General features: G+C 48.8%; 27 protein-coding genes, 3 tRNA genes and 1 pseudogene. 6 read left to right on the top strand and 25 right to left on the bottom strand.

Going from position 1 to position 22,138, the window contains the following annotated elements:
• Positions 1-166 precede the first annotated feature (166 nt).
• The 6 genes from NST04_RS28805 to NST04_RS28780 form a co-directional block, all read right to left on the bottom strand.
• On the bottom strand, positions 167-418 hold the full coding sequence (locus NST04_RS28805; RefSeq protein WP_341187304.1) for an AbrB/MazE/SpoVT family DNA-binding domain-containing protein: 252 nt from the start codon (positions 416-418) through the stop codon (positions 167-169).
• A gap of 1 nt (position 419) precedes the next feature.
• Complete coding sequence (locus NST04_RS28800; protein WP_341187303.1) at positions 420-692, bottom strand: hypothetical protein; 273 nt, start codon at positions 690-692, stop codon at positions 420-422.
• The gene (locus tag NST04_RS28795) at positions 689-961 is read right to left on the bottom strand and encodes a hypothetical protein (RefSeq protein ID WP_341029158.1); all 273 of its coding nucleotides are present in this window, start codon (positions 959-961) and stop codon (positions 689-691) included. The genes NST04_RS28800 and NST04_RS28795 overlap by 4 nt, the downstream gene beginning before the upstream one ends.
• 9 nt (positions 962-970) lie before the next feature.
• Complete coding sequence (locus NST04_RS28790) at positions 971-1,486, bottom strand: XRE family transcriptional regulator (protein WP_341029157.1); 516 nt, start codon at positions 1,484-1,486, stop codon at positions 971-973.
• A gap of 129 nt (positions 1,487-1,615) precedes the next feature.
• Positions 1,616-1,801: a hypothetical protein gene (locus tag NST04_RS28785; RefSeq protein ID WP_341029156.1), complete on the bottom strand. Its 186-nt coding sequence runs from the start codon at positions 1,799-1,801 to the stop codon at positions 1,616-1,618.
• Entirely contained in the window at positions 1,802-2,029 is a 228-nt protein-coding gene (locus NST04_RS28780; protein ID WP_341029155.1) for a helix-turn-helix transcriptional regulator, read from the bottom strand. It lies immediately after the preceding gene.
• Positions 2,030-2,188: 159 nt separating this feature from the next.
• Between NST04_RS28780 and NST04_RS28775 the strand changes: the two genes are divergently transcribed.
• The 4 genes from NST04_RS28775 (at position 2,189) to NST04_RS28760 (ending at position 5,400) form a co-directional block, all read left to right on the top strand.
• The gene (locus NST04_RS28775) at positions 2,189-2,551 is read left to right on the top strand and encodes a helix-turn-helix domain-containing protein (protein ID WP_341029151.1); all 363 of its coding nucleotides are present in this window, start codon (positions 2,189-2,191) and stop codon (positions 2,549-2,551) included.
• Positions 2,552-2,590: 39 nt separating this feature from the next.
• Positions 2,591-2,932 (top strand): hypothetical protein, encoded by a 342-nt coding sequence (locus NST04_RS28770; RefSeq protein WP_341029149.1) that lies wholly within the window; start codon positions 2,591-2,593, stop codon positions 2,930-2,932.
• An 87-nt stretch (positions 2,933-3,019) separates the two neighbouring features.
• Positions 3,020-3,901, top strand: a complete 882-nt coding sequence (locus tag NST04_RS28765; protein ID WP_341187302.1) for an ImmA/IrrE family metallo-endopeptidase — start codon at positions 3,020-3,022, stop codon at positions 3,899-3,901.
• 17 nt (positions 3,902-3,918) lie between these two features.
• Positions 3,919-5,400: a recombinase family protein gene (locus NST04_RS28760; RefSeq protein ID WP_341187301.1), complete on the top strand. Its 1,482-nt coding sequence runs from the start codon at positions 3,919-3,921 to the stop codon at positions 5,398-5,400.
• Between the two features lie 79 nt (positions 5,401-5,479).
• On the opposite strand, the pseudogene NST04_RS28755 reads toward NST04_RS28760, so the two are convergent.
• The 5 genes and pseudogenes from NST04_RS28755 to NST04_RS28735 all read right to left on the bottom strand — a co-directional run.
• Positions 5,480-6,367: pseudogene (locus tag NST04_RS28755) on the bottom strand (CpaF family protein); the annotation flags it as partial.
• Positions 6,364-7,524: a hypothetical protein gene (locus NST04_RS28750; protein WP_341187300.1), complete on the bottom strand. Its 1,161-nt coding sequence runs from the start codon at positions 7,522-7,524 to the stop codon at positions 6,364-6,366. The gene NST04_RS28750 and the pseudogene NST04_RS28755, both read right to left, overlap by 4 nt.
• A 195-nt stretch (positions 7,525-7,719) precedes the next feature.
• Positions 7,720-8,118 carry a thiol-disulfide oxidoreductase DCC family protein gene (locus NST04_RS28745; RefSeq protein ID WP_341188076.1) on the bottom strand — a complete coding sequence of 133 codons (399 nt, stop codon included), beginning with the start codon at positions 8,116-8,118 and terminating at the stop codon, positions 7,720-7,722.
• 126 nt (positions 8,119-8,244) lie between these two features.
• On the bottom strand, positions 8,245-8,523 hold the full coding sequence (locus NST04_RS28740; protein ID WP_036727511.1) for a hypothetical protein: 279 nt from the start codon (positions 8,521-8,523) through the stop codon (positions 8,245-8,247).
• Between the two features lie 279 nt (positions 8,524-8,802).
• The gene (locus tag NST04_RS28735; protein ID WP_076082511.1) at positions 8,803-9,222 is read right to left on the bottom strand and encodes an organic hydroperoxide resistance protein; all 420 of its coding nucleotides are present in this window, start codon (positions 9,220-9,222) and stop codon (positions 8,803-8,805) included.
• A 185-nt stretch (positions 9,223-9,407) separates the two neighbouring features.
• Between NST04_RS28735 and NST04_RS28730 the strand changes: the two genes are divergently transcribed.
• On the top strand, positions 9,408-9,887 hold the full coding sequence (locus NST04_RS28730) for a glutathione peroxidase (protein ID WP_341187299.1): 480 nt from the start codon (positions 9,408-9,410) through the stop codon (positions 9,885-9,887).
• A 119-nt stretch (positions 9,888-10,006) separates the two neighbouring features.
• Here NST04_RS28730 and NST04_RS28725 read toward each other — a convergent pair.
• Positions 10,007-10,089, bottom strand: a tRNA-Leu gene (locus NST04_RS28725).
• An 84-nt stretch (positions 10,090-10,173) separates the two neighbouring features.
• Positions 10,174-10,539, bottom strand: coding sequence for a helix-turn-helix domain-containing protein (locus tag NST04_RS28720; RefSeq protein ID WP_341019215.1), 366 nt, complete (start codon positions 10,537-10,539; stop codon positions 10,174-10,176).
• Between the two features lie 146 nt (positions 10,540-10,685).
• On the opposite strand from NST04_RS28720, the gene NST04_RS28715 reads away from it, so the two are divergent.
• Positions 10,686-10,883 (top strand): hypothetical protein, encoded by a 198-nt coding sequence (locus tag NST04_RS28715; RefSeq protein WP_036697411.1) that lies wholly within the window; start codon positions 10,686-10,688, stop codon positions 10,881-10,883.
• Positions 10,884-11,101: 218 nt separating this feature from the next.
• Here the strand turns inward: NST04_RS28715 and NST04_RS28710 are convergent, their stop codons facing one another.
• The 12 genes from NST04_RS28710 to NST04_RS28655 all read right to left on the bottom strand — a co-directional run bounded on the left by NST04_RS28710 (position 11,102) and on the right by NST04_RS28655 (position 22,111).
• On the bottom strand, positions 11,102-11,914 hold the full coding sequence (locus NST04_RS28710) for a carbohydrate ABC transporter permease (RefSeq protein ID WP_341187298.1): 813 nt from the start codon (positions 11,912-11,914) through the stop codon (positions 11,102-11,104).
• Positions 11,911-12,843, bottom strand: coding sequence for a carbohydrate ABC transporter permease (locus NST04_RS28705; protein ID WP_341187297.1), 933 nt, complete (start codon positions 12,841-12,843; stop codon positions 11,911-11,913). Before NST04_RS28705 ends, NST04_RS28710 begins: the two co-directional genes overlap by 4 nt.
• The gene (locus tag NST04_RS28700; RefSeq protein ID WP_341187296.1) at positions 12,843-14,189 is read right to left on the bottom strand and encodes an ABC transporter substrate-binding protein; all 1,347 of its coding nucleotides are present in this window, start codon (positions 14,187-14,189) and stop codon (positions 12,843-12,845) included. The genes NST04_RS28705 and NST04_RS28700 overlap by 1 nt, the downstream gene beginning before the upstream one ends.
• Before the next feature lie 144 nt (positions 14,190-14,333).
• On the bottom strand, positions 14,334-15,161 hold the full coding sequence (locus NST04_RS28695) for a sensor histidine kinase (protein ID WP_341187295.1): 828 nt from the start codon (positions 15,159-15,161) through the stop codon (positions 14,334-14,336).
• On the bottom strand, positions 15,140-16,063 hold the full coding sequence (locus NST04_RS28690; protein ID WP_341187294.1) for a cache domain-containing protein: 924 nt from the start codon (positions 16,061-16,063) through the stop codon (positions 15,140-15,142). The genes NST04_RS28695 and NST04_RS28690 overlap by 22 nt, the downstream gene beginning before the upstream one ends.
• 2 nt (positions 16,064-16,065) lie before the next feature.
• The gene (locus NST04_RS28685; protein ID WP_341187293.1) at positions 16,066-17,610 is read right to left on the bottom strand and encodes a response regulator; all 1,545 of its coding nucleotides are present in this window, start codon (positions 17,608-17,610) and stop codon (positions 16,066-16,068) included.
• Positions 17,611-17,749: 139 nt separating this feature from the next.
• Positions 17,750-18,022, bottom strand: a complete 273-nt coding sequence (locus NST04_RS28680) for a hypothetical protein (protein ID WP_341187292.1) — start codon at positions 18,020-18,022, stop codon at positions 17,750-17,752.
• A 106-nt stretch (positions 18,023-18,128) separates the two neighbouring features.
• Complete coding sequence (locus NST04_RS28675) at positions 18,129-19,022, bottom strand: polysaccharide deacetylase family protein (RefSeq protein ID WP_341187291.1); 894 nt, start codon at positions 19,020-19,022, stop codon at positions 18,129-18,131.
• Between the two features lie 184 nt (positions 19,023-19,206).
• Positions 19,207-19,289, bottom strand: a tRNA-Leu gene (locus NST04_RS28670).
• A 4-nt stretch (positions 19,290-19,293) separates the two neighbouring features.
• Positions 19,294-19,368, bottom strand: a tRNA-Glu gene (locus NST04_RS28665).
• A gap of 169 nt (positions 19,369-19,537) precedes the next feature.
• Entirely contained in the window at positions 19,538-20,674 is a 1,137-nt protein-coding gene (gene ald, locus NST04_RS28660) for an alanine dehydrogenase (RefSeq protein WP_341187290.1), read from the bottom strand.
• Between the two features lie 240 nt (positions 20,675-20,914).
• Positions 20,915-22,111: an ABC transporter substrate-binding protein gene (locus NST04_RS28655; protein ID WP_340756286.1), complete on the bottom strand. Its 1,197-nt coding sequence runs from the start codon at positions 22,109-22,111 to the stop codon at positions 20,915-20,917.
• Between the last annotated feature and the right edge of the window lie 27 nt (positions 22,112-22,138).

The raw sequence follows: 22,138 nt of genomic DNA, 5'->3' as shown, positions 1-22,138 counted from the left end.
TTAAACGCCGGGATTTACACCCTATTTCAAGACTCTCAGGCGTTGCGTTCCATTTTCCGCCACCACCTTGGATGCGTCAGCCGCATCTTGGAATCCCGGACGGAGGAAAGGTTATTTCTAAGGTCCGACATTCCAAGACAGGGGCCGAGGCCGCTGTCTATCACACTTAAATTCTTGCTGCCGCAGCCAACTGCTGAATGATCGCCCGGCTATACAGCTTCCCTTCGAAAGAAATCAAGTTATCCTGACTGCCAGTGATTGCGCAGCCTGGTTCATACTTGCGGAAGATAATCTTGTCATCGTCCACGAAGATCTCCACGGGGTCCTTAATCTCCAGATTCATCGTTCTGCGCAACTCAATTGGAATAACGATCCGTCCAAGCTCATCAATTTTGCGTACAATTCCGGTAGATTTCATATTAGTTAGCCTCCGTAGATTTTATTTTTTGATAATGTTCAGAAAAGGCAGTTTGGAGCTCAGGAGGAAGATTAGAAGTGACCTCATCCCATGTATCATAATTAGCTTGGGCAATATCCCGTTTGCGCACCAGCTCCAGAACCTCATAACGGGTTGATGTTGAAGAATAAATCGATTCGCGGAACCGGATCTCAGCAGCAGCCCTTTCATCGCTCACCTGTTTGAATCTTTCAGCCAGCGCCTGACCGAAATCTTTAATCTGCTGCTCAGTCACGCTGCACCCTCCTTGCGCTTTTCACTTTTCGGGGTTAAAATGGACACCAAGAGATTCTCTAACCGAGATTTCAAACCACGTGACTGCCCTGGCCGGCGGTCATTTTTCATTTCAGCTTCAGCTACACGAATCATATTGTTCAGATAACCCTCCGCAAAATCTTGTTCCCCCGGCAACATTGCATCCGGATTCTGACGGATCAACTGAAGGTTATGCTTTGCAGCTTCACCAACTCGCCGCGCTTCGGCAACCAATTGCTCTCTTTCCACGGTGTTCCCTCATTTCATATATTTTTTAGCTTTCAGTTCAGCCCGGTGCTCTTTCCAAGTTCCCAACCAACTGAAGGAATACTCTTTACATAACACTGCAGCCAGATGAGTCAGCGCTGTAATTGCCTCTACCGTCTCCATAAGCAGCCTTTTTATCTGCTGGCGCTCAGTGTCATTAATCTGCTCATTGGTCTTGCTGATCGGAGCTAGCCCCGAAGCGTCCAGCACTTCCCTCATCTCTTCGAGTGTTTTGATTAACACGCTGGCTCGATGTAGGTCCACATTATCCAGCCAAGGAGCAGAAGCACCCCCGGTGACTTCCGCCGCCGCAGCCAGAAAGAGTTGTCCATCATCGTAATGTTCAACCGCTGCTCTCATGACCGGTTTGGAAGCTTTTCTGGACCCTCGTGCAATTTTCCCTACTAATGATGCATCAGCGTTAACAATGAGCCCCGCCTTCTCCCGAGTGTCACCTGATCGTTTCAGTGCTTGTTCTAATGCTGGTCCGAATTGTCCGATTGCCAACTTTTGATCCCCTCCTTTGTCCGGTTTTGTGGGTTATATCGGACATAGGCCTGAAGTATAATGTTCTTAAGCAATTCCCCTTGCCGAATCCCCCACCCGCCGTAGCCGGTACAGCTCGGCGGGTTTCCTCTATCCCGCACTCTCTTCCTTAGATTCCCGGCCAGCTGCGATTTCCGCTTGATACTTGATGTTCGTTTCTGCCAGCATGCGGTGGAGCTTATCCCATGCCTGTTGTGACATCCCTGGGTTATGCGGTCCTTTTGAATGTTCCACCGTTTCCTCTCCAGTTATTTTTGGGAGCCGTTTCTCCTTCATTTAGATCACCTCCTCAACAGAATGTTCTTTAAAGGAACATTCTTCATTAAAAAAATTTTCCCATGGAAAATCTAATGCCTTAGCAATTGCTTTTGCAGCTGGTACTGCTGGAGTTTTAATTCCAGCTTCAATATTTGTATAATAACTTCGAGAAATACCAGCTTCGTCGGCTACTTGTTCATGAGTTTTTTCTAATAATTCACGAAGTTCCTTCAACCAGATTCGCAAGATTCACACCTCCAATTGTTCCTTAAAGTAACTTGATAATGCGATTATATGTTACTTTAAGAAACATGTCAACTAAATTTGATCCTTATAGGAACATTCGTTTATTGTTCCTATAAGGAACGTTATAATAGCTTTATTCTTATAGATGGTGTGGTGTATATGGAAATAGTCGCTAAGCGTTTAAAGGCTGAGAGAGAGAAATTAAAAAAGTCCGATTCCAAATGGACACAAGAGTATGTAGCTGATCTTGTTGGTATAGCAAGACCTACATATACTGCCTATGAAAATGCAACTAAACTGCCACCGATCGACACTCTGAATAAGCTTGCTGACATATTTGATGTCGACACCGATTATTTAAGTGGGCGTTCAAACATACGTAAAAGACCAAATACAAGTATGTCTTTCTTTGGTGGTCCAGATAATTACACATCTGATGAGATTGAAGAAATGGAAGCAGCTCTCTTGCGATATAGAGAGATGAAGAAACGTGCTGCTGAGCAAACTAATCAAAAATTATGAGCAAATCCTCCAACCGATGGAGAGTATTCAGGTGATAGCGTGCAAAATGAAGTTAGAACAGGCGTTAACCAAGCAAAGCAAAGCGAAGAGGGAGCAAACTGGTTTTTTGCCGAAATATTCATTGTTTCTGTTGTTTCTGGCTTCTACTTCTCTTCTTGGTGGGTCTTTGGAGGAATTTTGTTAGGCTCAATCTTGCTTGCAATTTATAAAAAAACTAGACTTGCTTTATTAATCTTATTAACAGTTGGCTGCGGTTCAGTCGGTTGGATCATAGGATCTTGGTTTGATAGTTCGGGCGCTTCTGTAGTTCTTACTATTTTTAGTTTATTGATATCCGGAGGCTATCATATCTGGGCCTATCGTTGGATGGAAGATAATTAGTAATTCTGTTAAAAATCAAAAAAGCCAGCAATGGCTTTTCTTTTCACACAAAAATAGAACGTATGTACCCATAACGGAGGTTATTACATGATTTTTTCCAACTACTTCAGAACTCCTCTGGAACAATGGATTGAGGAACAGTACCTGTTAGGTGGCATCTTGACTCCACACGATCTTGATATAGACAAAATCGCGATGACCTTTGGAATAGACATCATTTATCACGATAATAGCCCTTTCAGCGAAAATGAGGATAAGGTTATCTTTCTCGACAGGCGGGATGATTACATTGAGCAGCGAAAGATCTTTTTCCACGAGCTTTGTCATGTAATTCGTCACTCCGGCGATCAGCGGTGGATGCCGGAACTGTTCCGTGAAGCCCAGGAATATGATGCGAATCAGTTCGCTCTATATGCAATGATCCCATTCTATATGCTTGAACAGATGCAGTTGCCCGTGAACCGAAGTCAAGTGATTAGCTTGCTGGTCAGCGAATTCCACGTATATCTGGATTTTGTTAAATTACGCCTCAATCAAATTGAAGATCGAATAACCGAGTCAAAATTAATGTCGACCTTTACATATACCGGGAAGTCTTCGGACAATCATGCTACAACCATTAACGAATCCTCTATGACTGGCCTCGATTACCTCCAGCAGCCTCGTATTCGTTCCTTGTATGGATTAGAAGATCTCTCCCGCCCGGAAGCCTTGGTCATCGAGCAACGTCACGGGTTCAACTGGGATGAGCCTTTGCTTCTCAATGTGGAGCGATCCTACAAGCTTCATGATTCGTCATTCTATCGCTCCAGACAAGATGCTACCGTTCTCCCTGGCGATCTATCCCTCCCCCCAAATCAAAGAGGATACGTAACGATCAACTTGTCACGTGTAGCCTGGCGACATGGCCAGAACGTGACACGTCTCATTCTACCGATAGAAGCCGTCGATGACGCCCTCAATTTTTAACACAAGGAGTGTTGGTTTTGAAAACAGCCATATATATACGCGTCTCTACGGATATGCAAGTTGAAGATGGTTTCTCCATTGAGGGTCAGCGTACTCGTTTAATTAGTTTTGCTGAATCGCAGGACTGGGAAATCTATGACTTTTACATCGATGATGGCTATTCCGCAAAAGATCTTAACCGACCCGAGATGAAACGAATGCTGCAGGACATGGAGGATAAAAAGTTCGAGGTGGTGCTTGTCTATAAACTTGACCGACTTACGCGATCCGTTGCGGATCTCCACGCATTATTGAAGACGTTTGATCTCTACAGCGTTAAGTTCAAATCGGCTACAGAGATTTTTGAGACGACTACAGCTATGGGGCGGTTCTTTATCACACTCGTCGGTGCAATGGCTGAGTGGGAGCGTGGGACGATCTCAGAGCGCGTGCGCTTTGGTATTGAGCAGATGGTGCGCGAAGGACGTAGACCAGGAGGTGTATTGCCCTATGGGTACACTCAAGAAGGCAAATTAATCCCCGAGGAAAGTGTGCTCATTCGTGAAGCCAGAGATTTATATATGACGGGGCTGGGATATAAATCCGTCGCTATGCGGCTAAATCGTGCGGGTAAACTACGAAGAGGCCAAGAGTGGACTTCTGCAACAGTTGCATATACGATTGAGAATCCATTTTATGCTGGAATCATCCGATTAGGCTCTAAAACTGCAGAAGGTAAATATGTGAATTCTAAGCGGGACGAGAGAGTAAAGAATCTGTACGGTGATTCTCCATACCCGGCGATATTTACTCGGGCTGAATATGAGGAGACTAAAAAATTTATGGATCGTAAAACGCACGGTGGGTACAGTCAAATTAAAACGTATTGGTTCAGCGGAGTACTACGTTGTGGTCGCTGTGGAGGAGCCATGTTTGGGCGGCTCACGACAAAGCGTTCAACGACAAAAGGAATAGTCCGGACACAATACTACATTTGCTCGAACAAGCACCATGGCAACACCTGTGATATGCCTATTTTTCGTCAGGTGCATGTGGAGCACCTTGTCATGGAATACATCAATAAAGTTCAAGAAGATATGGACAAGCTCAAGATGGAATCCTTGGAGATGGCCGCTGAAGAAAGTAAGAAGACGACTGAGATCGATAAAGCCAAACGAGAGCTGGCAAAAATTGCAGAGCGGCGAGAGAAGTGGCAGTACATGTTTGTGGAGAGCTTGATAACTAAAGAAGCTGTCCGGCAAAAGATGACTGAAGAGGATGCAGCAGAAAAAGAAGTGCGGCAGAGAATTGCCAGTAATCAAAAATCATTATCTGGTATTCCTAAACTTGTAGAACTAGCAGGCTTGGCGGAGGCTTGGCACTATTTAGATGATGATGAGAAAAAGGATTATGTCTACACAATTTTCAACCGTATTGAAGTGAATACGGACCTAACGCACCCGAAAGGTGTTAAAAACAAGTTCTTTGATGCCTATATTCAAGAGGTGTTGTTTAATTAATGCCATTTTATAATCGATGGGGACCCATCTATGTCAATATGGTACTGACACTATTTCCTGATGGCTGCCATTTTATATTAGAGGGACTCCCGTCATGGCCCGTGTTCATCGCCTGCAGCATATCCAGACATTCAGCTCCCCGCACCTCGCCGACGACAATACGGTTCGGCCGCATCCGCAGCGAGGTGCGGATCAGGTCACGGATGGTGATCTCCCCCCGTCCCTCCGTATTGGCATTCCGGGTCTCCAGAGAGACCAGATTCGGAACGGTGACAATTTGTAGCTCTGCCGAATCCTCCACCGTAATGACGCGCTCCTGCGGCGGGATGTACTGGGAGAGGGCATTCAGAAAGGTTGTCTTCCCTGAGCCGGTACCCCCGCTGATGAAAATATTGTATTTGGCAGCAACCAGAATCTGCAGCAGCTCAGCCGCTTCCACTGAGAGCGCTTCACGCCTCACCAACTCCTCCATCGTCATCGGTGTCTCCGGGAATTTGCGGATGGTCATAGCTGGTCCCTTCAGCGCGGCAGGCGGCAAAACGATATTGACACGCGAACCGTCCTGCAGCCGCGCATCCACAATCGGCGAGGACTCATTGACCACACGGTTGACGCCCGAGACGATAATCTGAATGATATCCTCCAGCCTGCTCCCCGATTCAAAAGCCAGCGGCAGTCTGCGGATCATGCCCTCTTCCTCAATAAAAATCTCCTCATGGCTGTTGATCATAATCTCGGTGATCGCCGGATTATCCACCAGCGGCTGGAGAATATCCAGTCCCCGGAAGGAATCAAACAGCTTCTTCACCAGTTCAAGCTTCTCCTGGGCAGTCAGGAGGCGTAATTGCTCCCGCTCCAGAATGATCCGTTCGATATAAGCAGCCAGCTCATCATTCCCGATGACCGAGGTAACATCCAGTCCTGCCCGGATGTCGCTGCGCAGGACGCGGAACATCTCTTCATTCATACAGGAATCCCGGTGAACACCACGGGTAATTCAGGCTCTACTATAGCTCTGGAGAGCTGCTCAATACCATCGATGAATTGAGGAGAGCTCAGGCAGAGTTCTCCGTAATGTTGTAACCCCCAGGAAGGAATATACGGAAGTACCGCATCCAGCCGGAGTGCTGCGGATAGCGCCCCTTCATTCTCCGCTCCGGTACAGCCGTTCATGACAAATCGGCTCCTGTCCACCAGCTCCGGCTGCATGCCGGAGTGCGGACTGGCAATATAATCGAGCCAGCGTTCCGTCTTACGGATACTGGCCTGGTCATTCTTCAGCACCCACAGCAGAATGCCGCACCTGTTCAGCACAGCCTGAGCCCGTTCCTCCTCAATAGCACCGGTGTCTACAATAACCACATCATAGCTTCCGGCTCCGGCCAGCCCCTCCAGTAGATCCATTGTGTCCTGCCGGGACATCTGGAGCATCTCCTTGAAATTCTCCACCGGCCGGAAAGCATCACACCGCAGACTCTCATGTCTGAACGCATAATCGCTCCATTTCGGCTGCCCTCTTCCTCCCTTATTCTCTGATCCTCCGGCCTTAAGCTCATATAAGAGCCGCTCCAGACCGGGAACATGGCTGCCCGGCATCCGCAGAATGAAGCCGCTGCTGTCCACACTCTCCAGATTCAGATAGAATACGGACAGGCCAACCGCTCCAAGCTGCTTCGCCATGTTCAACGCTACCGTGGTTTTGCCGCTGCCGCCGCTGGCCGAGACGACGCCGAGCAGCAGCGTTGCTTCCTTAGGCAGAGCAGCCGTCCGAACCCGCTTCAGATCACTCAGCTGGAGAATCGCTTCCAGCAGCGGCGGCAATGCCTGATACTTGGCAATATGCCTCCCCCCCGCCAAGTCCCGGCCATTCGGCCATTCTCCGCCTTCACTTAAGACGGCCCAGGGAACGGTACTTCTCCCTTCCACCAGCCAGGCTTCAATGAAGGCCGGGTCCGCGGCAACCGCATCCGGCAGCTCGTCACCTGTCATAAATTCCATAAAAGTGTCCAATTTGCTGAAAGCCGTAATCCGCAGCATCTCCCCATACTCACTGTGGTGCAGATAATGAAGCAGCGGTTCAATATACTGGCTCTCCCGGACTGCAAGCACGATTCTTGCCGTCATGAAATTCTCCTCCTCTCTTGAATACATAAGAAAAAGAACAGCAAAAAAGCACCGCCAATAACCGTGAATACGGTCATTGAACGGTGCTTCCGTTACTGTTCCTGTAATTTACTGCTATAGTAGCATATATATAAGAAGTCAGCAATAGCTTTTTCACCACTATTTGAGAGAATCCCTCAGAATCCCCCTTCCAGCCTACAGAAATCTGCGCTTCATATCCGGTGTCGGCAGCAGACACTGCTCATCCCGTCCGAACCAGCGGTAGCGGTTCCTGGCCACAATCTTGTACATCGCGTTACGCAGCGGCCCCGGAATCAGGATGAACACATATGCAGCAGGCCACGGGAACCGGAGTCGGCGGGCAATCCGCAGCACTGCTGCCGATTTCGTATAATACTTGCCGTCCTCTATCAGCACCACAGTGTCTAATTGCTGCTCAGGCAGACCGCCTGCCTTAAGCAGTTCCCGGGCCGCTTCACTCTGCAAGGAGGCGAATTTGAAGTGCGCCTTGGGATCACGCGGAATAATGAACCGGACAATTCCCTGGCACAGATGACAGACCCCATCAATCAATACAATAGATTCACCCTGCATTTCCTTCCGCTCCTCATTCACACCGCCACCCCCTTCCTCTTAAGCATAGTGTAACATTCGTATCCCCTTTTGAAAAAAACAAAAAACGCGGGATAGCTCCCGCGCCTACAACGTCCGTTCGTCTAATTATTCAGCAATTGCTTTGTTAATCCATTCGTCCCCGGTCATTTGCTCTTCGAAATCAGCAGTGAAGGATTCCATGCATTTGCAGATGAAATCTTTGCGGCATACCGGACAAGGAGTCTTGAGCAGGCGGCTGATGTTCGTCATTTTCCATTCCGGAAACCGGTTGTAGAACGCGCGGCACTCCGTTCCGTCAGCAAGCTTGATAATGAACTCATACAATCCTTCCTTATCATTGCTGCTGGCTTTGGTCACATTCGTAATACTCGGTTTGTAAGACATCTTCATCACCCATTATTTAAATTTTTGGTAGTTAATAGCACGCGCGACATTAACAGATACTTAGACATATTAAAGAATTTCCGGGGTGATGTCAACCAAAGTACAGGCTCCTGCAAGCTATTTACTACACTTCCGGCCTTCTCAGACTCTATTTAGCCATTATTCCCAGCTTTGTCCATTCCTACCCGTGTCTCTGCGCACAACATAATGTAAGACCAGACATCCAATGTCTGGTCTTACAAATAACCATGCTATTCCATTTAACATTGCTGTCTGTCTCTACAGAACGTTCAGTTCAACCTCGATATTTCCGCGGGTCGCCTTGGAGTACGGGCAGAAATCATGTGCTTTCTTGGCCAGGTCCTCTGCCACAGAACGCTCAATGCCCGGCAGCTTCACATCCAGCTTCACGGCCAGCTTGAAACCTCCATCGCTCTCGTCCTTGCCGATCAGCACATTCGAGGTAATCTCAACATCCTGCAGCTTTACGCCTTCTTTACGGGCAATATTAGCAAGGGCACTCTCATAACACGCACCATAGCCTGCCGCGAACAGCTGCTCCGGATTTGTGCCTGCACCACCAGGACCGCCAAGCTCCTTCGGGATTTTGAGATCATGCTTAAGCGCTCCGTCGGACGATTCCACCGAACCTTCACGGCCTCCGCGAACCTTGGCTGTAGCTGTATATAGGGGTTTCAGTTTCAATGTACTCATCTTTAACTCTCTCCTTTTTAACACAAATTTTGTAAGAACACTTATCCTTAACTTAAACAACCTCACATTTTTGAAACGACCCGGCAGATTGTTACCTTTTAAAACTTGCTTCCGGCGGTGAATAGTGTACAATTAAATTGTGATAAATCAATGTTCGGGAGGAATCATTCATGAATGTCCATGATTTTGAAGCCAACACCCTGCGGGGCCAGGAAGAATCACTCTCCAAATATAAAGGCAAGGTTCTGCTCGTCGTGAATACAGCCAGCAAGTGCGGACTTACCCCGCAATATAAGGGTCTCCAGGAAGTGTACGATAAATTCAAAGACCGCGGTTTTGAGGTTCTGGGCTTCCCCAGCAACCAGTTTGCCGGACAGGAGCCGGGTGAGAGCGAGGATATTGCCGAGTTCTGTGAGATCAATTACGGTGTATCCTTCCCGATGTACGAGAAAATCAATGTCAAAGGTGCCGACGCCCATCCCCTGTTCAAGTATCTGACCAAAGAGGCACCGGGATTACTCGGCTCGAAGAGTATCAAATGGAATTTCACCAAATTCCTGGTGGACCAGGAAGGCCGTGTGCTGAAGCGGTTCGCCCCGCAGACCACACCGGATCAGATCGAAGAGGATATCGAGAAGCTGCTGCGCTAGAGCGGGTTCAACAAAAACACCCTTCATACCCGGATTAGCTCCGTGCGAAGGGTGTTTTTGCGTTCAAAAAAAGCCGAAACCCTTGAATCATCAAGGATCTCGGCTTTTATGAAAAAATATGCGGTAGAGAGGACTCGAACCTCCACGGGTATACACCCACTACCCCCTCAAGATAGCGTGTCTGCCATTCCACCACTACCGCGCGGTGTGTCTAAACGTTGATGCATTGTTTGAGGCCAACATTCAATATTATAAATCGGTTGCACTCAAAAGTAAAGGTGCCGGCTTAAGATTTTTCGCCGCTTGCATCCTGATCCTTGCGGTACTTCGTGAAGGCCAGATATTCCTTAATAAAGTTCTTTTCCTCCGGCAGCAGCTCTTCGGTTTGGCAATTCAATTGCCGCATTTGGCCAAAAAAATAATCCTCGCCGCTTTCCTGAATCGTTTGGGGCTGCTTACCCAGGATCAGCCAATCCAAGCTCACATGAAAAAATGCAGCAATCTCAATCAACTTATGTGTACCGGGTGTAGATTTGCCGCGCTTCCAGTCTCCCATATTGCCGGTGCTGATCCCGAGCTGTGCACAGAAAGATTTCTTTGTAATTCCTTGCCGTTTAATCAATAATTCAATACGTTCATAGATGGATTGCATCAGCCAACTGCCTCCTCCAAAAATATAATACGCAAAAACGTTATTTTTTATTGAAAAATGACGTAAAAAAGTATATAATTAACTATTATTATATCTTTACCTATTTTATATCATAGCGGCTGGATAGTCGATACGAGGTGAGCAATCTGAACAGCAAACGCCCTATTACTGCCTACGGCTGGGCCATTAAGCAACGTCTGGCAGAACTGCACTTGGATCAGAAGAAATTCTGTGAATTACACGACATCCCACCCTATCGGCTGTCCAACCTGATTCACGGCACACGCAAGGCAGACAGATACCGCCGTCAAGTCGCGGAGTTGTTGAACCTGCCGCCATCTTAATTCCAGTTGGAGCAGTAGTTCTCCCTAAGTGAGCAATCTTAGGATTATTCTTCTTGTAGCTACTCTTATTCCATCTAGTCCTGGCAAAATCCTTCTTTTCCCGCCCACTCTATTCATGCACAAAGAAACCTCTCCTGTGAAATGGCTGAGCGTAATCCATTTCACCACAAGAGAGGTTTCTTTCCTGTCATTTCCGGTTGATTACCTATTCATTATGTTCAACCTTTGACCGCTCCGCCTGTAAGTCCTCTGACCAGGGTCTTCGAGCCGAACAGGAAGAGAATAATCAACGGCAGTGTACCCAGCGTAAGCCCCAGAATACTGGCTGAATAATTCGTGCGGAAGACGGTAGACAGATTAGCAATTCCCAGCGGCAATGTGTACAGCTCGGGCTTGTTGATCGTCACCAGCGGCAGCAGATAACCATTCCAGGACCCAAGGAAGGAGATTAACCCCAGGGTACTGATCGCAGGCATTAGAAAAGGAATAACAATTCTGGTGAGAATACCCGGTTCCGAAGAGCCGTCGATTCTTGCGCTCTCAATGACCTCTGTCGGGACAGAAGAGCGGATGAACTGGGTCATGAAAAATACGCCGAAGGCATTATTTAGACCGGCCAGAATCAGCGGCGCATGAGTGTTGTTCAGGTGGAACCATTTCATCTCCATCACATATGCAATCAGACCCAGGTGACCGGGGATCATCATCGTCAGAAGAATGAAGCCATACAGTGCATTTTTACCCTTAAATTCATATTTGGCAAAAGCAAACCCGGTAATCGAGGCGACCCCGACCGTCACCAGTGTGAACAATACAGCAACATAGAAGCTGTTCCAGTAATTTCGCAGGAAGCTGGCAGACATGATCGTCTTCAGATTCTCCAGCAGATATCCGCTGGGCAGAATCGGTAGCTGCTTGAACAAGTCCTCAGAATAATAAGTTCCCATCACAATCATCATATAGAACGGGAAGAGAAACGCGATAGCGATCAGGCTAAGCAGCAATACGGTAAAGAACTTCTTCGCTCTCATTTGTCTTCACCGTCCCTGTTGATCCATTTCATGCCAACCACCGAGAACAGGGCGATGAACAGGAAAGTGCCGTAAGCTATAGCCGCCCCTTTACCGTACTTGAACGCACTGCCGTTGAAGGAAGCGTCGAACATATACCAGATTGGTGTGAAGGTAGAGCCATCAGGCCCTCCTACCATACTGGAGCCCGAAGACCAGCCGCTGAACAGCAGCATCGGTTCTTCCACCAGCTGCAAGCCGCTAATAATAGAGGTAATGATCAGGAACAGGTTGATCGGCTTCAGCAGCGGAATGGTGATGCGCGTAAACACATCTTTGGAGGATGCACCGTCAATCACTGCCGCCTCGTAGATGGAAGTATCGATACTGGCCATTCCCGCCGTGTAGAACATCACGAAATACCCGAGGTTTTTCCAGAATACCATCAGAATGACTACCCAGCGGGAGGAACTGACCGAGCCCAGCCAGTTGATCTTCTCCTGAATGTGGCCCAGCTCCATCAGCATATTATTGAAGAACCCGCCTTGCCAGTCGAACAACAGGGAGAAGATAATCCCGACTGCGACCGGTGTTGTCATATAGGCACTGAATACGCTGAGCCGGAAAAAGGTTTTGCGGCGGATCAGCTTGCTCTCGATGAGGCTGGCTACCAGCATGCCCATCAGGACAAGAGCCGGAAGGTATACCGCCATGAAAATAATGACATTGAGCAGAGATTTCCAGAAGAAGGCGTCATGAAAAAACAGCTGTGTGTAATTGCCCAGTCCAATGAAATTCCGGTTGCCGTACAAATCCCAATCCGTAAGACTGATATATAAAGTGAAGAGAATTGGGAACAAGCTCAGTACGGCATAGGACAAGAAATAAGGGGTAATGAACAGGTACGGCCATTTGTTTTTACTGCTGATTCCATTTGATTTCTGCATCATTATTCAAATGTCAGCTCTGGGTGGTTCTTCTTCAGCTGCTCTTCCCACTTATCCAGCGCCTGCTTGGCATCGAAGCTGTTATCCTGTGCCATGACCTGCAGCACCAGCTCCGACGAGCTGTAAATATCCTGATCGTATTTTGTCACCGCTTTGGACTTCATGTTCGGGAATACTTTCTCTACCCAGAACTTCCCTAGATCCTGTCCGCCGAAATATTCATCCGCCCCGGATGACAGCTTGGAGGTATCCTTGAAGAAGGATTTCAACGGCAAAATGTAATCAGAGACAGCGAAGTTGGCTTCAGCGCCTTCGTCCGTGCCTAACAGCCAGTTGAGATAGGTCCAGGCCGCCGCTTTATTCTTGCTGTCCTTCCAAATACCGATAGTAGTACCGCCGTATGGATATCCGCCTTCCGGAGGCACCATCAGACCCCAGCGGCCATTACTGGCTTTGTCGTTAGGCTTAATTACGAATTCTGGAGACCAGTTCGCTGCCGGATAAAAAATCACGTTGTCTTGCGAGTACGAAGCATTCCAGGTTGGGGACCACATCGCCAGCTTGCCCTCTGTGTTATTGTCGCGGATGGACTGCAGCTGAGTGAATATCCTTAGCAGCTCTTGGGTATTCACCTTGGTTCCGTCTACAACTGCGGTTGTACCCTGGTTGGAGAGGATGGTATACGCATCCATCAGGCTTCCCAGCATGAAGGTCTTGCCGCCGCTTTTCTCATAGACTTCCTTGCCCTTGGCAATAAAGGCATCCCAGTCAGTAAACATGGCGGTCAATGCATCCGGATCATCGGTACCGAGGTATTGTTTAGCCAGATCACGCTTGTAAGCCAGTGCTCCAGGCGAACCCGATTGCTCCAGACCGACAAGCTCTCCCTTGCTGTTCGTCAGCAGCGGAAGCTCGAAGTCAAGCAGATTGGAGGTGTCGAATTTGTAGGGCTCTTCGGACAAGCTTTGCAGTACGTTAAGCTCATACAGAGCGCCGCGGAAGGCCGCCTCTCCCCAGATAATATCCGGCAGACCGGAGCCGGCAGCGATGGAGGTCTGGATTTTTTTCAGATAATCCCCAGCCGAGACTTCAACGAACTCCAGCTTGATATTCGGGAACTTCTCGTTGAACTTCACTCCGGTGCCTTCGAACCAGGCCTTGTCCCAGCCCCATACGGTTAGTTTACCGGAAACGTTCGCAGGATCAATTGACTGATCCGTACTATTTGTACTGCTCGAGTCTCCCGAAGTATTGTTGCTTCCGTTGCCGCAGCCGGCCAGCACCAAGGTGAAGCATAACGTTAGAAAAAGCGCTATAACCGATGTTTTTTTACTGAGCAGATTGTGCAAATTAAGATCCCCCTTGCATCTGTTGTGACAGCGGGCGGTTGCTGTAATGTCTTCCGTCCGTCTGTATAGTAGAACTATAAGCTTGAAGGGATCACCCAACAATTAGACGATCTGATGATTTTGTATAAATAATGATAGTGCTTTTCACTCGGACGATTGCTGCCGGACGGGCAGGAGAACAGATACTTTGGTGCCCCCCTGCTCACTTGAACGGATAACCAGGCGGCCTTCCTGCCCGTACAAATACTCAATTCGTTCCCTGATATTCCATAGTCCAATCTGTTTCATCGCCCCTGAAGGGAGACGCGCGGGCGGCAGCGTTCCCTTCATAATAGACCGGGCTTTCTCCTGGCTCATGCCGCAGCCGTCATCTCTGACCGAGACCAGCAGCCTTCCGCTGCGCTTGCGGATAATGATCTCTATACGGCCCACAGTCTCTTTCTCTGAAAACCCATGAAAAATAGCATTTTCCACCAGCGGCTGAATCAGGCTTTTCGGAATATAGTCTCCCTTCGCTTCATCTTCTACGCTCCAGATTACCTCGAACCGGTCTGCATACCGGTATTTCTGAATGGTTACGAAGTGATTGATAATGTTCATCTCCTGCTCCACCGTGATATACAGACTGGTATCGCCGATATTGACAGCATCATGAAGAATGCCAATGAAGGATTCAACCATTTCTTCAATAGCCGTGTAATTCTTTTTGCGGGCCAGATACACAACCGTATTCAGAGTATTGTAGATAAAATGGGGATTGATCTGGGCGAATAACAGCTCTGCCGTCATTTTACGTTTCCAGCGCTCCTGCTCCACCCTTTCGCTCATCTGCCGCTCAATATCACCAAGCATCGTCTCAAAACCATTCTTCAGCACAGACAGCTCATCATTGCTGCGGAACGAGAGCTGAACATTATAGTTGCCCATAGACACCTGCTTCATCGCTTTGGTCATCTGCAGGATCGGACGCATAATATTCGAGATGATGGGAGGAACAACAGGAAGCAGAGCGCCAGACACAAGGCGAGGAAGATGGCCCAGTAGCGGACAATATAACCCACCCATTCATAGAACCGTTCGTTGGAGGTGAACGTGGAGACTGACCAGTCCGATTTCTCAAAAGCGCTGGCCAGATAATAGCCCTTGTCATGCTTAACGACTTGAATGTCCGGGCTGTCTGCGCTCAGCGTAGGGGCAGGCAGCTCTGTAGCGGCGCCTTGCTGGTAGAGCAATGATTGCCCCGGGCCGATCCAGGCTACCTGGTCGAAGGACTGGCCCAAGTACTGGAATAGACTCTCAAAAGCAGTGTAATCAATATTTAATAGCAGCACTCCGCCATACTGGGGATCGAAACGGATAAAGAAGCTGACGATTTTTTTGCTGTCGGGGTCGAGAATAATATGGGGAGCTGTGAACCCGCTTTTAGCATCGCTCTTCAGCGCTTCCTGATACCAATCCTCTTGCAGCAGCCGTTCAAAATAAGGGTCGATATACAGCGAGGACCAGAAAATCTTGCCGTCCGAGCGGACGATGGCCGAGCTCTCAAGGTAGTCACGCAGTACATTGAATTTAGTCAACTGGACGACGACATCTCTGTATGCGCTTAGCTCATCATACGTAGAGAAGTAGTTCAATCTTGCAGCGAACCGCTGAAGCAGCTCATCGTTGACCATATTGGCGGCATATTTCTGCACATCGTCAATCAGGTGGTTCATCTGATTCGTGGTCTGCTCCAGATGGATGGTATCTTCACGGAGGGCCTGTGCTTCAAGAATCGAAGAGAACTGCTCGTACGCCAGTGCACTGATGGCCGTTACAGACAGCGTAACGATCAGAATAACGCTGCCGAGAATTTTATTCTTAATTTTTCGCATGACTATTCGCTGCCCCTCTGCTGCAGGAAATCCTTGGGCTGTATACCCGTATTTTTTTTGAAGACCTGACTGAAGTATTGGCTGGTTTTGTACCCTACTTTCTCCGATACCTCGTAGATCTTGTATTCACCGGTCTGCAGGAGCTTCTTGGCCAGCCCGATCCGATATTCCGTCGTGTAGTCGAGCAGGGACTGGCCCGTCTCCCGCTTGAAGGTTGTCCGAAGATGGATGCTGCTGATCTGCAGATGGCCCGCAACCGTCTCCAGGGACAGATCGGGATCGGCGTAATTCCCGGCAACATACTCCATCGCCTTGTTGACCCAGCGGGAATATTGCTTCTGGCTCTGCCGCTGCTGCAAGCATTCTTCAAGCATCCGGTACAAGCTGTTAACTACTTGCCTCGCGTCTGTACCCAGTACTTGATCAGGGCTGATGCTTCCGTCCTTGCGGCTTGCACCCTTGATCTCCTCCATGACGGCGCGCAAATCTCCCAAATAAGCCTGAGCGGCGATATGGTCCAGACCTGTCTTCAGCCGTTCCAACAGATAGGGTTCGGGGGATAGAAGATATTGTCTGGTCTCTAAGGCTATACTGGTAGCTTCTCTGGGAGAAGCGGCTTGCTCCAGCAGAAATACAGCACCGGGCGGCAAAAACACGGAATAATCATAGGCCTGCCTCATCGCAGCATATCTGCGATCCGGCAGTTCTGCGCCATTACCTGCGGATATTATCACTCTGGGAAGGTTCCCCCGATAGAATGACTCTAAGCAGAGCAGAACTTGGGCCGCGAGCTGCCGCAAGTTATAATGCTGGAGCAGCAGACTGCTGGAAGAGGATAACTTCAACAGCAAGATGTATCCGCCTTCATCCATCTCCAGAAGTTGAAGCTCTTCCAAGTCCGTTGACTGACGGCGGATCTCTTCTTCGACATTCTTCCATACGAGGGCCGTGCCACTGCGTGCATTACTCCGGCTGCCGTCCAGCCTCAATGCAGCCTCCAGCTCGAAATACAGCAGTCCGGGCTGACCCTGATAATAGTCTGCCACGAGGCGGTGCAGCCTTGATTCCTGATTCCCTGCTGGAGCCTGATACTTGCCGGCCAGCATATCCTTCAGCAGAATATGGAGCGCATGTCCATGCCCTTGTTCCTCGGCGGCCTCCGCTGCCAGCCCTTCCTTCAGCAGCTTCAAGGGTTCCAGCAGGCGGCCCCGGCTGATCTCATGCTTAAGCAGATAATGGGCTGCGCGCAGCTCCAATGCCTGACGGGCATAATCAAAGTCACGGTAAGCAGTCAGAAAGATCAGCCGAGTTCTAGGGGCAAGCAGGACCACATGCCGTCCTAGCTCCAAACCATCCATAGGTGACATGGAGATATCGGTGATGACAATCTGCGGCCGCAGCTCCTCGAATTTCCGCAATGCCATGCGCCCGCTGGTCGCCTGAGCGACCACCCGGAAGCCATTTTCCTCCCATGGAACCGATTGGTAGACATGATCAAGTGCAAGCGGCTCATCATCCACAAGCATGACCGAAATCAATGAATTCACTGTAGAAATCCCCCGTTCCTGTCGAATCCTGATATATATGCAGGTATAACGGAACCTGGAAGGGCTGTCAATGGAAATGACTTCCTTCATGACTTGCAGATTGGCGTGGTCTTCCACACAAAAAAACTCACCGCTGGCATTATCCAAGAATGCCGTCCGGTGAGTCATTCACATCGTATTTTTTATGAAAATAGGCTTCTGAACACCACCTAATCAGGTCATCCCGTTCTTTCTCATGAATCTTGATTAACTGGTTCAGAACAAAAACCCGCTGCACTATATCCTCCGCAAAACGCAGCTGATTCGTGTAATAATCGATTTCCCTTTGATAGGCCGAGTACTCTCCGTTGTTATGGGCAGAGTAAGCTTTTAACAATTGAAGGTGAAGATCATAGATCTCAGAGTAATTCATTACCGTAGACTACCTCCCAGGTAAGGCTTTTACTAGTATTGTCTCCAAGATTGATAGGATTATACGATAGAGCTCCACTCTTCATTTGTCACCAGCTAGAGCGTGATCAGGTTAGAATTCTTTGTAGTTCACGTATTTCTTTCCATGAGACTAAATTAATTTTCTCTTTTTTAAGCACTTTCTTAATATCAGGATCTATTAGTAAAAGATACTCAATCCCACGCTCAAAATAACAATTCGTTACAGACTTCAATTCTTCAGTTATTTTCGATGGATGTATAGTTAATTGTGTTATACCGGGCTTAATATTTTTTAGTAGCGTGAGCAACTGTCTCTTCATTTCTTCATATTCCGCGGGCTTACAGCAGTAGGGCAAAGAAATTACATCATCAATAAACAAGATCCCACGTTTTCTTCCTGAATTAATTCTAATGCGAAAAGTTTCTTTTTGCTTGTTATTAAAAAATGGTTGTTCAATTATTCTTGTTGGTAAGTTAAAGGGGAGACGATATTTCTCGCATAGATCAAAGGTTATCTCTAAAAAATCATTGCCCGCATATAAACCCATAAGACTACCGCCATGACTATCAAGATGAGTTGGGTCCATTCCTAACATAGTTGCACTTTGTATTTGAGCCTCTAATTCAATTCTAACTTCTTCATCATCAGCATTTATCTCTAAGTACGAAATATCATTATGGAAGTTGCCATCCCCATTGATTAAACTTCGCAAGGGTCTTTCTTGAAATACTGGACGATATGAATGATGCTCACCGCTTGTTAAGGTAAGATGAATCCCGATATTATCTAGAATGTTTTGATTACTTAATTCAAGGGCTTCCCGTGCTGCTGGACAGGGAAACATTATAGATGTTGAGGTTATAGCTTGTTGTTCAAATAAACTAACAATCGCTTCATTAGTTCCCTTAGTTATTCCGAAATCATCAGCATTAATTATTAACAAACGGTCATCTGAAGAAAAACCTAATTTGCTTATCATAAAGATCTCCACCTTAATAAGGTTTTTGCAATCAAAAAAGAAAAACAGTAGAGATACAAAACACATTATAATGTGCGTATCTCTACTGTTTCAGAAAAATAAAATTAAAATAGTCAAACAATATTTTTCGCAAAAAAAGCAAAAACCCTTGAACTACCAAGGATTTTTGCTCATTTGAATGATATGCGGTAGAGAGGACTCGAACCTCCACGGGTATACACCCACTACCCCCTCAAGATAGCGTGTCTGCCATTCCACCACTACCGCATATTGGTGACTCGTATGGGATTCGAACCCATGTTACCTCCGTGAAAGGGAGGTGTCTTAACCCCTTGACCAACGAGCCATATTAGCATTATTGTGTTTGTCACAACAAAAATGAGTATATCAAACCTTGTCCGATTTGACAAGCATTATTTCTAACAAAAAAATCGGGAGAATACAGGCGATTTGCCCCTGATTCTCCCCGAATCCTGCCCTGCCTTCCCGCAGGACAACTCAGCTAATTCTGCCGCTCACTGCCCCTCGCCAACCGCCGCCAGCGCTGCGATTCCATCCGCATATTCATACCCCAGGCTCCCGGCCACCGCAGCATTGGTCACCTGTCCGGCTACCACATTCAGGCCGCGCGCAAGCGCCGCGTTTTTCGCCGCAGCCGCATGAATGCCCAGATTGGCGATCTGGAGCGCGTAGGGGATCGTTACGTTGGTCAGCGCCAGGGTCGAGGTCCGTGCGACCGCTCCAGGCATGTTGGCTACGGCGTAGTGGACTACGCCATGCTTCACATACGTCGGGTTCTCATGTGTGGTGATCCGGTCTATGGTCTCGATCGACCCGCCCTGATCAATTGCAACATCCACGATGACAGAGCCCTCTTCCATCTGCTTCACCATATACTCTTTAACCAGCTTCGGCGCACGGGCACCAGGAATCAGCACCGCTCCGATCAGCAGATCCGCCCGGCGCACAGCCTGCTCCAGATGATAGGAATCCGACATCACGGTCACCAGCCGTCCGCCAAAAATATCATCCAACGCGCGCAGACGGCCCGCATTCAGATCCAGTATGGTGACGCGCGCCCCCATGCCCAGCGCTATCTTGGCCGCATTGGTGCCGACAATTCCGCCGCCGACAATGACGACCTCACCCGGCTGAACACCGGGTACCCCGCCGAGCAGAACACCTTTGCCGCCATGCGGCTTCTCCAGCAGCCCGGCACCGATCTGCACCGCCATCCGTCCGGCGACCTCACTCATTGGAATCAGCAGCGGCAACGAGCCGTCTTCAAGCTGAATGGTCTCATAGCCCACGGCGGTCACACCGCTCTCTACCAGCGCCTGGGTCAGCTCTGCTTCAGGTGCCAGATGCAGATAGGTGAAGAGAATCAACCCTTTGCGGAAATAACCGTACTCCTCCGGCAGCGGCTCCTTCACCTTGATGATCATCTCTGCCTTGCTCCAGACCTCGGCAGCCGTATCCAGAATCACTGCACCTTTATCTGAGTATTCCTTGTCACCCATGCCGCTGCCTGCTCCGGCTGAGGCTTGGATGTAGACTTCATGACCTGCCTTCCGGAGCGCTTCCACCCCGGCCGGGGTGATGGCGACGCGGTTCTCGTTATTCTTGATTTCTGCGGGTACGCCAATAATCATGCCGATTCCCCCTCAAAGTTGTATAAGCATAGCCTTCCTTGATATCTCACCGGCACAACTCGCTTCGGAAGCATCTGCTTAGTTGTGTAAGTATAGTCAACATTTTATCCTTGTGAGATGCGAAAAGAAAGGCTCCCCTTCGGGGCCTTCCTCTTCACGGTTAAGGTGAGGCAAGAGGCCCCCTGGCCTCCTGCGGACCGGTTCCCGTTCCCTTCACCTTAGTATATGCAATTTCGCTCCTTAAGGATTAACCTTGGTCTCAAAGGTTTGCTTCCCGTCAACAAATTTCAGCACAACCGCCGCTTTGACCGGGTCATGCTTGTCGTTCAGGGTGATTTTGCCTGTAGCAAGCTGCAGATCCTTAGTCGCTGCCAGCGCTTCGGTGATCTTGGCCGGATCAGCTTCACCCGCACGGGTGATCGCATCAGCCACCAGCTTCAGGGCATCATAGCCCAGGGCCGCCATACCATCGGGAACCGCTCCGCCATTAGCCGCTTTGTAGGCGTCCACGAAGCTGGTTACTTCAGGTGCTGTATCTTCAGGCGAGTAGTGATTGGACATGAACGTATTCTCCAGCGCTTTGGCACCGGCGATTTCCGCCAGCTGCGGGGAATCCCAGCCGTCGCCGCCCAGGAACGGAACGGTGATGCCCATTTCACGGGCCTGCTTCACAATTTTACCTACTTCTTCATAATAACCAGGCAGGTAGATGACATCCGGGTTCGCTGCTTTGATGCGGGTCAGAACTGCTTTGAAGTCCGAATCCTTCTGCTGGTAAGACTCCTGGCTCAGCACCTCGCCGCCTTTAGCCTTGAAGGTCTCTTCGAAGAACTTCTGCAGACCCTTGGAGTAGTCGGACGAAGTATCGGTGTAGATGACAGCCGTCTTAGCCTTCAGGGAATCGAGCGCAAAGTTAGCCATTACCTCACCCTGGAACGGATCGATGAACGCCGCGCGGAACACGTATTCATTGACATTGCCGCTGCGCTCATCCACAGTAACCTTCGGATTGGTAGCCCCTACCGAGACAAGCGGAATCTTTTTCTCCGTAGCTACCGGAACGATCCCCAGCGTGTTGGTCGAAGTGGATGCGCCGATGATGGTCACGACCTTGTCATTGGTGATCAGCTTCTGTGCCGCCTGGGTAGCTTCTTCAGACTTCGATGCATTGTCTGCAACTACCAGCTCCAGCTGCTTGCCGAGTATACCGCCTTTGGCGTTGATCTCGTCAACCGCCAGCTTCGCGCCCTTGGATGCGGAGTCGCCGAAAGAAGCCTGACCGCCTGTGAGCTCAAGGTCAGCCCCGATCTTGATGGTGCCTCCGGCCGTGTTGCCGCCGCTTGCAGAGTTACCGCTGTTCTCTGTGTTGTTGCCGCAGCCGGATGCTAATACCGCCGTCAATACTGTTGACAAGATAATGGCCCCAATTTTCTTCATAGTTTCTCCCAGCCTCCTGATTATTTA

The sequence above is a fragment of the Paenibacillus sp. FSL H7-0756 genome, from assembly GCF_038006765.1.
Classification (GTDB): domain Bacteria; phylum Bacillota; class Bacilli; order Paenibacillales; family Paenibacillaceae; genus Paenibacillus_AQ.
The sequence above is the reverse complement of the archived record's forward strand: the minus strand, read 5'-3'. Positions and strand labels throughout refer to the sequence as shown.

Excerpts from the sequence above, each read along its gene's own strand:
- NST04_RS28750 (WP_341187300.1), bottom strand. The coding sequence starts at position 7,524 with ATGACGGCAAGAATCGTGCTTGCAGTCCGGGAGAGCCAGTATATTGAA.
- NST04_RS28740 (WP_036727511.1), bottom strand. The coding sequence starts at position 8,523 with ATGTCTTACAAACCGAGTATTACGAATGTGACCAAAGCCAGCAGCAAT.
- NST04_RS28680 (WP_341187292.1), bottom strand. The coding sequence starts at position 18,022 with ATGAATTACTCTGAGATCTATGATCTTCACCTTCAATTGTTAAAAGCT.
- NST04_RS28785 (WP_341029156.1), bottom strand. The coding sequence starts at position 1,801 with ATGAAGGAGAAACGGCTCCCAAAAATAACTGGAGAGGAAACGGTGGAA.
- NST04_RS28775 (WP_341029151.1), top strand. The coding sequence starts at position 2,189 with ATGGAAATAGTCGCTAAGCGTTTAAAGGCTGAGAGAGAGAAATTAAAA.
- NST04_RS28765 (WP_341187302.1), top strand. The coding sequence starts at position 3,020 with ATGATTTTTTCCAACTACTTCAGAACTCCTCTGGAACAATGGATTGAG.
- NST04_RS28710 (WP_341187298.1), bottom strand. The coding sequence starts at position 11,914 with ATGAGAGCGAAGAAGTTCTTTACCGTATTGCTGCTTAGCCTGATCGCT.
- NST04_RS28730 (WP_341187299.1), top strand. The coding sequence starts at position 9,408 with ATGAATGTCCATGATTTTGAAGCCAACACCCTGCGGGGCCAGGAAGAA.
- ald (WP_341187290.1), bottom strand. The coding sequence starts at position 20,674 with ATGATTATTGGCGTACCCGCAGAAATCAAGAATAACGAGAACCGCGTC.
- NST04_RS28705 (WP_341187297.1), bottom strand. The coding sequence starts at position 12,843 with ATGATGCAGAAATCAAATGGAATCAGCAGTAAAAACAAATGGCCGTAC.
- NST04_RS28745 (WP_341188076.1), bottom strand. The coding sequence starts at position 8,118 with ATGCAGGGTGAATCTATTGTATTGATTGATGGGGTCTGTCATCTGTGC.
- NST04_RS28695 (WP_341187295.1), bottom strand. The coding sequence starts at position 15,161 with ATGCGTCCGATCCTGCAGATGACCAAAGCGATGAAGCAGGTGTCTATG.
- NST04_RS28690 (WP_341187294.1), bottom strand. The coding sequence starts at position 16,063 with ATGCGAAAAATTAAGAATAAAATTCTCGGCAGCGTTATTCTGATCGTT.
- NST04_RS28675 (WP_341187291.1), bottom strand. The coding sequence starts at position 19,022 with ATGATAAGCAAATTAGGTTTTTCTTCAGATGACCGTTTGTTAATAATT.
- NST04_RS28805 (WP_341187304.1), bottom strand. The coding sequence starts at position 418 with ATGAAATCTACCGGAATTGTACGCAAAATTGATGAGCTTGGACGGATC.
- NST04_RS28720 (WP_341019215.1), bottom strand. The coding sequence starts at position 10,539 with ATGCAATCCATCTATGAACGTATTGAATTATTGATTAAACGGCAAGGA.
- NST04_RS28655 (WP_340756286.1), bottom strand. The coding sequence starts at position 22,111 with ATGAAGAAAATTGGGGCCATTATCTTGTCAACAGTATTGACGGCGGTA.